The 8572-nt window shown below is 72.5% G+C and carries 11 protein-coding genes; 5 read left to right on the top strand and 6 right to left on the bottom strand.

Annotated features, from left to right (window positions below):
- The coding region (locus J1C73_RS07490; protein ID WP_443732214.1) for an AfsR/SARP family transcriptional regulator at positions 1–184 on the bottom strand (184 nt) is incomplete at its 3' end.
- A 202-nt stretch (positions 185–386) separates the two neighbouring features.
- On the opposite strand from J1C73_RS07490, the gene J1C73_RS07485 reads away from it, so the two are divergent.
- On the top strand, positions 387–1184 hold the full coding sequence (locus J1C73_RS07485) for a site-2 protease family protein (RefSeq protein ID WP_124283890.1): 798 nt from the start codon (positions 387–389) through the stop codon (positions 1182–1184).
- A 35-nt stretch (positions 1185–1219) separates the two neighbouring features.
- On the opposite strand, the gene J1C73_RS07480 is transcribed toward J1C73_RS07485, so the two are convergent.
- Together J1C73_RS07480 and npdG are read right to left on the bottom strand one after the other, a co-directional pair.
- Positions 1220–1408: a hypothetical protein gene (locus J1C73_RS07480; protein ID WP_207315649.1), complete on the bottom strand. Its 189-nt coding sequence runs from the start codon at positions 1406–1408 to the stop codon at positions 1220–1222.
- Positions 1409–1489: 81 nt separating this feature from the next.
- Complete coding sequence (gene npdG, locus J1C73_RS07475) at positions 1490–2200, bottom strand: NADPH-dependent F420 reductase (RefSeq protein ID WP_207315648.1); 711 nt, start codon at positions 2198–2200, stop codon at positions 1490–1492.
- Between the two features lie 139 nt (positions 2201–2339).
- On the opposite strand from npdG, the gene J1C73_RS07470 reads away from it, so the two are divergent.
- Together J1C73_RS07470 and J1C73_RS07465 are read left to right on the top strand one after the other, a co-directional pair.
- A complete protein-coding gene (locus J1C73_RS07470; RefSeq protein ID WP_207315647.1) occupies positions 2340–2942 on the top strand; it encodes a hypothetical protein in 603 nt (200 codons plus the stop codon).
- 100 nt (positions 2943–3042) lie between these two features.
- Positions 3043–4353 carry an MFS transporter gene (locus J1C73_RS07465; protein ID WP_207315646.1) on the top strand — a complete coding sequence of 437 codons (1311 nt, stop codon included), beginning with the start codon at positions 3043–3045 and terminating at the stop codon, positions 4351–4353.
- 40 nt (positions 4354–4393) lie between these two features.
- Here the strand turns inward: J1C73_RS07465 and J1C73_RS07460 are convergent, their stop codons facing one another.
- Positions 4394–4627 (bottom strand): hypothetical protein, encoded by a 234-nt coding sequence (locus tag J1C73_RS07460; protein ID WP_123470342.1) that lies wholly within the window; start codon positions 4625–4627, stop codon positions 4394–4396.
- A gap of 150 nt (positions 4628–4777) precedes the next feature.
- Here J1C73_RS07460 and map point away from each other — a divergent pair, with 150 nt between their 5' ends.
- Both map and J1C73_RS07450 read left to right on the top strand, forming a co-directional pair.
- Positions 4778–5635: a type I methionyl aminopeptidase gene (map, locus tag J1C73_RS07455; protein ID WP_207315645.1), complete on the top strand. Its 858-nt coding sequence runs from the start codon at positions 4778–4780 to the stop codon at positions 5633–5635.
- A gap of 254 nt (positions 5636–5889) precedes the next feature.
- The gene (locus tag J1C73_RS07450; protein WP_123470345.1) at positions 5890–6555 is read left to right on the top strand and encodes a biliverdin-producing heme oxygenase; all 666 of its coding nucleotides are present in this window, start codon (positions 5890–5892) and stop codon (positions 6553–6555) included.
- A gap of 104 nt (positions 6556–6659) precedes the next feature.
- Here J1C73_RS07450 and J1C73_RS07445 read toward each other — a convergent pair whose 3' ends face one another.
- On the bottom strand, positions 6660–7331 hold the full coding sequence (locus J1C73_RS07445; RefSeq protein ID WP_207315644.1) for a PhzF family phenazine biosynthesis protein: 672 nt from the start codon (positions 7329–7331) through the stop codon (positions 6660–6662).
- Positions 7332–7412: 81 nt separating this feature from the next.
- Positions 7413–8572, bottom strand: a 1160-nt coding sequence (locus tag J1C73_RS07440) for an HtaA domain-containing protein (RefSeq protein WP_207315643.1), incomplete at its 5' end; no start/stop codon positions are given.

The following is an 8572-nucleotide window of genomic DNA, read 5'->3' as shown; positions in this document are numbered from 1 at the left end:
CGCCCGGCGCGTCGGCGGGCGGGTCCCCGTCCCACACCTCGCCGACGAGCACGGCGGCCGGCACCGCCCGGCCGGCCCGCAGCGCGAGAACGGTGAGCAGGGCGCGCAGCCGCGCCCCGCCGACGGCGACGGCCGTGCCGTCGTCGCGGAGTGCCTGGGTGGTACCGAGGATGCCGTAGCGCACGCGCCCATTCTCCGTGACCGGGGCCGGGAGCGGGACCGCAGCCCGGCCGTATGCGTGCGGGCCGTCCGCCGTACTGCCTGTCATGCCCCCACCCTTTACGGAACCACCGGCAGGATGCCAGACGTTTTGGCCGTGTCGCCTGTACGGTCGGGGCTCGCCGCCCGCCCGCTCCCGTCCCTCCCGCAGCCACCTGGAGCCGCCGATGACCACCGCAACAGCGCGCAGCGACCGGCGGATCAGCCCGGTCTTCCTCGGGATCGCCGCCGTCGCGGCGGTGTCCGGCTGGGCGGTGTGGACGGACTTCGCCGATCAGCCGGGGTTCGCCACGTTCCTCTTCGTCACGGCTGCCTGGGTCGTGTCGCTCTGCCTCCACGAGTACGCCCACGCCAGGACCGCGCTGCACAGCGGCGACATCACCATCGGCGCCAAGGGATACCTCACACTCAATCCCCTTCGCTACACCCACGCCCTGCTCAGCATCGTGCTGCCGGTGCTGTTCGTGATCATGGGCGGGATCGGGCTGCCGGGTGGCGCCGTCTTCATCGAGCGCGGCCGCATCCGCGGCCGCTGGCGGCACAGCCTGATCTCGGCGGCGGGGCCGCTGACCAATGTGCTGTTCGCGATCGTGTGCACGGCGCCGTTCTGGCTGCACGCGCTGGACGGGGTCCCCGCCGCCTTCCGGTACGCGCTGGGCTTCCTGGCGCTGCTCCAGGTGACGGCGGCGATCCTGAACTCCGTACCGGTGCCGGGTCTGGACGGCTACGGGGTGATCGAGCCCTGGCTCTCGCACTCGGTGCGCCGCCAGGTGGAGCCGTTCGCCCCGTTCGGGCTGATCGCGGTCTTCGCCCTGCTGTGGGTTCCCGGGGTGAACGCGGCGTTCTTCGACGCGGTCGACGCGCTGCTGCGGTCGCTCGGCGTCAGCGACTTCGACACGTACTGCGGTCTCGACGCCTACCGGTTCTGGCAGACGCCGAACGCGGTCTGCTCGCTGAACGGCTAGGACGCGTGTGTGCGGCTGGGCAGCGCCCTGAACGGCTAGGAGGCGTTCTGCGCGGCGCCGGCGGCGCGCTGCCGGCGCAGGTAGTACCAGGCCATGTTGGACGAGAGTCCGACCAGGAGCACCCAGACGATCCCGAGGAGCGAGCTGCCCTGCACGAAGGAGAGCACGGCCGCGGCGACGGCGAGGACGCAGACGGCGACGGCGTAGAGAGCGAGGCGGGGCATGGGGACGGCTCCTGTCGGGGGATGGTGCGCGGTCCCGTCCAGTGTCCCCCATGCCCCCGCCCGCTCCGAGCGGGGTGCGGCTCACACGTCGGTGACGCGCAGCCCCGCGTGTGCCTTGTAGCGGCGGTTGACCGAGATCAGGTTGGCGACCAGCGACTCGACCTGGTGGGCACCCCGCAGCCGTCCCGCGAAGACGCCGCGCATTCCGGGGATGCGGCCGGCCAGCGCCTGGACGACATCGGTGTCGGCGCGGGCCTCGCCCAGCACCAGCACATCGGTGTCGATCTCCTCGATCGCCTCGTCCTGGAGGAGCACGGCCGAGAGGTGGTGGAAGGCGGCGGTGACCCGGGACTCCGGCAGCAGGGCGGCGGCCTGCTCGGCGGCGCTGCCCTCCTCGGGCTTCAGGGCGTAGGCGCCCTTCTTGTCGAAGCCGAGCGGGTTGACGCAGTCGATGACGAGCTTCCCGGCGAGCTCCTCGCGCAGCGACTCCAGGGTCTTGGCGTGCCCGTCCCACGGCACGGCGACGATCACGACGTCGCTGTCGCGGGCGCACGCGGCGTTGTCCGCGCCCCGGACACCGTGGCCGATCTCCTCGGCGGCGGCCTGCGCGCGCTCGGCCGCGCGGGAGCCGATGACGACCTGCTGTCCGGCGCGGGCGAACCGGTAGGCGAGTCCACGGCCCTGCGGGCCGGTGCCGCCGAGTACGCCGATGGTCAGGCCGGACACGTCGGGGAGGTCCCAGGGGTCCTTGGCAGGGGGCTTGGGCGCGCTGCCACTGTCATTCGTAGTCATGGCCCCGACAGTACTTCCAGGCGGGGAAGGGCCGCCTCGCGGCCGGACCGCGATCCGGATCACGTTCCCGGCCCCGTTCGGATGGTTCCGCGGCCGTTCCCCCGCGTGGGACCCGGTGTGTGGTGCAGGATGCCGGGCCATGGATGCCGTACGTGTGGCGCTGCTGCGTGAGGTGCTCGCCGGGACCGAGTGGCCGGCCGCCGCCCGGCGGTTCGCCGGGACGCTGCGCTCGTCCGTCGTCCCGCACGGCGGCGGACTGCTGCTGGTGGGGACCGAGGAGTACGAGCCGTGGCACCTGGCCGCGCATCTGGTCGACGAATCCACCTGGTCCGGGCTGCCCGAGCTGACGCCCACGCTGGTCCGCCACCGGGTGGAGCCCGGGGATCCGGCCCACCTGGCCGTCGGCCTGGGCCGGATCGAGGCGGCCGGGCGGGGCGAGACCCTGCTCGTGGTGGTGCCGGAGTCGCCGGGCGAGGGCCTGCTGGAGCGGGTGCACGACGCGCGCCGGGCGGGCGCGACGGTGCTCTCGCTGGACAACGGCGATCCGGAGGTCCGGGGCCTGGCCCACGAGGCGCTGTCCGTGGCGGGCGGCGACGATGTGGACCTGGACACCGTCCAGCACCTGGTCAGCGCGGCGGCCGGGGAGAACAGCGCACCCGTACTGCGTGGCCGGCGGCGCTTGCGCGACCGGCTGTCCCGGCTCGCCGACCAGCTGACGGCGCCCCCGCCACCGCGCTGGTGAGCGGGGCGGGCGGCGCCGTGGTGCGGGCGGCGCCCAGGACCTCGTGCGGCCCACAAATGCACTTGCCCCGGGAGCGCGTCCGGGCGGACCATGACCCCTCGTGACCTCTCGTCCCCAGCTCGCCGCCAGGCTTGCCGCGCTTCTTCCCGACCTCTCGCCCTGGCGGTCCTCGGCGGACTTCCGGCTGCTGTGGGTGCAGGGGCTCGTCACCTTCTTCGGCAGTTCCATGGCGCTGATCGCGCTGCCCCTCCAGATCAAGCACCTCACCGGCTCCCCGCTCGCCGTCGGCGCCATGGGCGCGGTCGAGCTCGTGCCGCTGGTCGTGTTCGGCCTCTACGGCGGCGCGCTCGCCGATTCCGCCGACCGCCGCAAGGTCATCCTGGCCACCGAGGCGGGGCTCGGGCTGCTCGCCCTCGTCCTCCTGGTGAACGCGGCCCTGCCCGGTCCGATGCTGTGGCCGCTCTATGTGGTGGCCGGGGGCGTCTCCGCGCTCGCGGGGCTCCAGCGGCCCGCACTGGACTCGCTGATGGCCCGGATCGTGCCGCACGACCAGCTCACCGCGGCGGCCGCGCTGAACTCGCTGCGCTGGCAGGCCGGCGCGATCATGGGCCCGGCGCTGGCGGGCCTGGTGGTGGCCTATGCCGGGCACGCCACGGCGTACGCGGTCACGGTGGTCACGTTCGCCGTGTCCGTGCTCCTGTGCCGCCGGCTCGCGCCCGCGCCGCCCGCCGAGAAGGGGCGGAAGCCGTCGCTGCGCGGGATCGCGGAGGGCGCGCGCTACGCCTGGAGCCGGCCGGTGCTGCTGGGGACGTACGCGATCGACATGGCGGCGATGTTCTTCGCCTTCCCGAACACGATCTTCCCGTTCCTCAGCGACGAGCTGGATGCCGAGTGGTCGCTCGGGCTGATGTACGCGGCGGGCTCGGTCGGCTCCCTCCTGCTGGGCCTGACCAGCGGCTGGACCTCACGGGTGCGCAGGCACGGGCTGTTCGTGGTGTTCGGCGCGGCCGTCTGGGGGCTGGCCATCGCGGCGGCCGGCTGGTTCGGCAACGTGTGGCTGGTGCTGGTCTGCCTGGCGGTGGCCGGTGCGGGCGACATGCTCAGCGGGCTCGGCCGTTCGACCATCTGGAACCAGACGATCCCGGAGGAGCTGCGGGGCCGGCTGGCGGGCATCGAGGTGCTCTCGTACAGCGTGGGCCCGCAGCTGGGCCAGGTACGGGCCGGCGGTATGGCAGGGTGGACGGGGACCCGCACCGCGGTCTGGAGCGGGGGCGTGGCCTGCATCGCCTCGGTGGCGCTGCTGGCGGCGGCCCTGCCGAAGCTCCTCACCTACGACTCCGAGACGGACGCGGACGCGTTGCGCAGGCGCGCACGGCGCGAGGAGGGCCTGGAGGCGGCGCCCGCGGGCTGAGCCCGGGGCGCGGGCCCCGGCCCCCTCGCCCGACAGCCTCTCAGCCGCTCGTGTTCTCGTCCGGCCCCTGGCGGTCGTGCCACTTGGGGTCGGTCTCCCACTCCAGGTTCCGCTCCTGCGCGGTCTCCATGGCGTGCTGGGCCTCCTCACGGGAGGTGTACGGGCCGAAGCGGTCCTTGGCGGGGCACTCGGGGCCCTCCTCGACCTTTTTGTGCTCCAGGCAGTAGTACCACTCGCCGGGCTTGCCGACCGTGCGCTTCTTGAACAGGGCCATCGTCGGCTCCTTTCCTCGGTGCCATGGTGCCCCAGACCCGCTGGTTAGGGGCTGTCGTTCGGACCGGGCCGGATCACGGAGCGGGGCCTGGTGCGTGCCGGACCCCGTGAGCACCGCATGATCCGAACGGCAGGCCCTAAACTCGCTGGCATGTCTGGCCAGTCACTGCTTGTACCAGGGGAGCTCACTCCCGTCCGTTCCGTGCCCGGAAAAATCCGGCGCCCCGAGTATGTGGGCAAGCCCGCTCCGACGCCGTACACCGGCCCGGAGATCCAGGACGCCGATACCGTGGAGCGCATGCGCGTCGCGGGGCGGATCGCCGCGCAGGCGATGGGTGAGGCCGCGAAGCTCATCGCCCCGGGCGTCACGACGGACGAACTCGACCGGGTCGCCCATGAGTTCATGTGCGACCACGGCGCCTATCCGTCGACGCTGGGCTACCGGGGCTTTCCCAAGTCGCTCTGCGCCTCGCTCAACGAGGTGATCTGCCACGGCATCCCGGACTCGACGGTGCTGCGCGACGGCGACATCGTGAACCTCGATGTGACGGCGTACATCAACGGGGTGCACGGCGACAACAACGCCACCTACCTCTGCGGAGACGTGGACGAGGAGTCGCGGCTGCTCGTGGAGCGCACCGAGGAGTCACTGAAGCGGGCGATCAAGGCGGTCCGGCCGGGCCGCCAGGTGAATGTGATCGGGCGGGTCATCGAGTCGTACGCGAAGCGCTTCGGGTACGGGGTGGTGCGGGACTTCACCGGGCACGGGATCAATTCCTCGTTCCACTCCGGCCTGATCATTCCGCACTACGACAGCGAGCACGCCACCACGGTGATGAAGCCCGGTATGACGTTCACCATCGAGCCGATGCTGACGCTCGGGACCCATGACTACGACATGTGGGACGACGGCTGGACCGTGGTCACGAAGGACCGCAGGCGCACCGCGCAGTTCGAGCACACGCTGGTGGTGACGGAGACGGGGGCCGAGATCCTCACGCTCCCGTAACCGGATCGTCCCCCGCCCGGAACGGCCGCCCCCTCGGGCGGCCGTTTTTCGTGCGTCCGCTCCCCCGGTCATCCGTGTGTCCGGGCCGGACCGGGGTACATTTTTACCGACAGAGCGTCGGGAAGCAGTTGACTTAGGTAAGCCTAAGTAGGAAGATCGGCACATCGGCCGGCGTTGCGGTACGCAGCTGCGGCGGGCCGATATTTCCGTCTCTTTCTGGACTTCCCGTCCCCCTTGGTCCCCGGAGGCCCGCCTTGGACGCAACCGTCACCGCCACGCCCTTCTCCACGCTGATCCGCACCGCGTCGCACGAGCAGCACACCGAGGCGGAGACCTCGACCTTCATGAGCGACCTGCTCGGCGGACGCCTCGGCGTGGACGCGTACACGCGCTACACCGAGCAGCTGTGGTTCGTGTACAAGGCACTGGAGGACGGCGCCGAGGCGCTGCGCAACGACCCGGTCGCCGGTCCGTTCATCCAGCCCGAGCTGATGCGCACCGCCGAGCTGGAGCGCGATCTGGCCCATCTGCGGGGTGCGGACTGGCGCGAGGGCCTGGAGCCGCTGCCGGCCACGGCCGCGTACGCCGACCGGGTCGCCGAGTGCGCCCGCACCTGGCCCGCGGGATACATAGCGCACCACTACACCCGCTACCTGGGTGACCTCTCGGGCGGCCAGATCATCCGCGACAAGGCGGAGCGGACCTGGGGCTTCGAGCGCAAGGGCGACGGGGTGCGGTTCTACGTCTTCGAAGGGATCTCCAACCCCGCCTCGTTCAAGCGGGGATACCGCGAGCTGCTGGACGCGGTGAACGCGGACGATCTGGAGAAGCAGCGCATCGTGGACGAGTGCAAGCGGGCGTTCGCGCTGAACACCGCGGTGTTCCGGGAGCTGGGGGAGGCCTTCCCGCTCAGCGCGTAGCGCTTGGCGCTCGGCGGCGGGGTGGTGACCGGAGTTGTCGGCCGGGGCCGCCCCGCCGCTTCGCCCTGCCCGCAATCGCCGGACGGGCTCGATGTGCCGACGCGCTACCCCTGGACCGCGAGCAGGACTCGGCCGCCGATCTCCACCGTGCCGTCCGGTGCGGGGGCCGTGAGGATCTGGGAGCCGTGGCCCTGCCTGATGTTCAGGGCGCGGTTCAGCTGGGCGCTGAGCAGCAGCGCGGCCGCCCCCGTCGCCTCGTCCTCATCGATGCTGTCGCCCCGCCTGGGAAACGCCCGCGCCCTGACCCGGCCGGCCGCCTCGTCCTCCCAGGCCCATACGTAGAGCCGGCCCTCACCGGGCGGCGGGCCGGTCAGCGCCTCGACCTCGGCTGCCGAGCCGTACCGCTCCAGGGTGCGCGGCGGGGCCCACTCGGGGCGGGCGGTGATCCAGCTGAACTCGCCGTCCTGACGGGCGAAGACCTCCCCCACCCCCAGCTCCAGGACCTCCAGGTCAAGCAGCCACGCGGCGCCGACCAGCGGGTGCCCGGCGAACGGCAGCCGGAGTCCGGGCGTGTAGATGTCCAGGTGTCCGCGTTCCGGATCGTCCACGAACACGGTCTCGCTGAATCCGAGCCGCCGGGCGAGTTCCTGCCGGGAGGCCACGTCGGGGTGGTCGCGCCCGTCGCGTACGACGCCGAGCGCGTTGCCGTGCCGGCCGTCGGGGCCGCAGAACACGCGCAGTACGTCGATGCCGGCGGGTACGTCGTAGTCGCTCACCCGCGCATTCAAGCACCGCCCGGGTGCCCGTCCCTCAAGAGGGCCGGTACCCGGGCGGTGGTGTCGCGCGGTGCGGCGGAATCAGACGGTGCGGCGACGGCGGGCCACGACGACCGCTCCGGCGCCGGCCGCCACGATGAGGCCCGAGGCGGCGAACAGCGCGCCGGACGGGATGTCGGAGCCGGTGGAGGCGAGGGCGCCCGAGCCGCCGACCGTACCGCCGCCGCCCACCGTGCCGCCGGTGGTCGAACCGCCTGTACCGCCCGTGGTGGACGTACCGCCCGTGGTGGACGAGCCGCCGGTGGTGGACGAGCCGCCGGTCGAGCTCTCGCCGGACGGGAGTTCGGCGTCCTTGTCCAGGGCGACCGAGACGGTCAGCGCGTCGAGCTGCTCACCCGCCCGGTACATCCCGCCGAAGGCCTTGGTGCCGTCGGAGGTGAGGGTGGCCGGCACACCCGCGAGGGTCACCACGCCGTCCTTGGCGGTGAGTCCGCCGGCGGGCAGCTTGAGGTCGGCGACGGCGAGGCCGGTGTAGGCGGCGACCTTCTTCGTCTCGCGGTCCCTGGTGGACACGTCGGCGATGAGCTTGCCCTTGGTCCCGTCGGCCTGGATCTCCAGGTTGCTCAGGGAGAGGTCGAGCGTGTACGCGCCGTCCTCCTGGTGGCCCAGGAAGCGGACCCTGCCGTCGAACTCGGCGTTCAGGGTCTGCTTGCCGGCGTCGAAGTGGCCGGTGGCGTCGGGGAAGCGGTAGCCGTCGCCGGACGCGGTCGCGCCGCCCGCCGTCTCGACCTTGCCGTGGGCGATGGGGCCGGTGACGTACGTACGGAAGGAGGCCTTGACGCCCCAGTTCAGGGTGCCGTCGACGATGGCGCCCGGGTCGGCGGCCGGCTTGTCGGTGGCCGTGACGCTCGGGGAGGGCTTCGGCGTGGGCTGCGTGGGCTGGGTGGTGGGCTTCTCGGTCGGCTTCTCCGTCGGCTCGGCCGGATCGGTCGGCTTCTCGGTCGGCTCGGCCGGATCGGTCGGCTTCTCGGTCGGTTCGGCCGGGTCGGTCGGCTTCTCGGTCGGGGCCGCGACCGCCTTCACCGTGAGCGTGGCCGGGTCGAGGACCTCGCCCGCCTGGTACTGGCCGTTGAAGGCGTCGGAGCCCGCCTTCGTCAGCTTCGCGGGGATGTCCTTGAAGACCATCGCCCCGCCCGCGCCCTGACCGGGCTTCACGGCCGACAGGTCGAGGTCCGCGACCG

It is taken from the genome of Streptomyces laculatispora, assembly GCF_017353455.1.
Taxonomy (GTDB): domain Bacteria; phylum Actinomycetota; class Actinomycetes; order Streptomycetales; family Streptomycetaceae; genus Streptomyces; species Streptomyces laculatispora.
Note: the sequence above shows the minus strand (reverse complement) of the source record. Positions and strands in the feature narration are given on the sequence as shown.

What these genes read in the sequence shown, in the direction of transcription:
- J1C73_RS07485 (WP_124283890.1), top strand. Translation starts at nt 387, where the DNA reads ATGACCACCGCAACAGCGCGCAGCGACCGGCGGATCAGCCCGGTCTTC.
- J1C73_RS07480 (WP_207315649.1), bottom strand. Translation starts at nt 1,408, where the DNA reads ATGCCCCGCCTCGCTCTCTACGCCGTCGCCGTCTGCGTCCTCGCCGTC.
- npdG (WP_207315648.1), bottom strand. Translation starts at nt 2,200, where the DNA reads ATGACTACGAATGACAGTGGCAGCGCGCCCAAGCCCCCTGCCAAGGAC.
- J1C73_RS07470 (WP_207315647.1), top strand. Translation starts at nt 2,340, where the DNA reads ATGGATGCCGTACGTGTGGCGCTGCTGCGTGAGGTGCTCGCCGGGACC.
- J1C73_RS07460 (WP_123470342.1), bottom strand. Translation starts at nt 4,627, where the DNA reads ATGGCCCTGTTCAAGAAGCGCACGGTCGGCAAGCCCGGCGAGTGGTAC.
- map (WP_207315645.1), top strand. Translation starts at nt 4,778, where the DNA reads ATGTCTGGCCAGTCACTGCTTGTACCAGGGGAGCTCACTCCCGTCCGT.